This is a genomic window from Oleiphilus sp. HI0066, assembly GCF_001635725.1.
Map to the genome: position 1 here is coordinate 1 of NZ_LWFH01000831.1, position 293 is coordinate 293.

General features: G+C 48.8%; 1 pseudogene. It reads right to left on the bottom strand.

Annotated features, from left to right (window positions below):
* Positions 1-293 (bottom strand): annotated as a pseudogene (locus tag A3738_RS30915) (malate synthase G); the annotation flags it as partial.

Consider the following 293-nt stretch of genomic DNA (forward strand, 5'->3'; position numbering starts at 1 on the left):
GTGAAGACCGTTGTTCTTAATAAGGATAGAAGTCGGCGCCGCAACATCACCTGTGTAACCAACGAACTTCTCTTCTTGTGCTAGGCCAGTTGTTGAACCGTCAGCCAAAGACACAACAAGCTTGCCGCCTTCAATTGCGTACTTAGTGCTACCAACGTGTGACCCAGAAGCCAATGGTGCCGCTGTATCAAGAACACCACGTGCGTATGCGATAACTTTGTCGCCACGTACTTTGTTGTAACCGCCTTTTGCTTTCTCTGCACCACCTTCTTCAGAGATAACAGTAGAGCCGT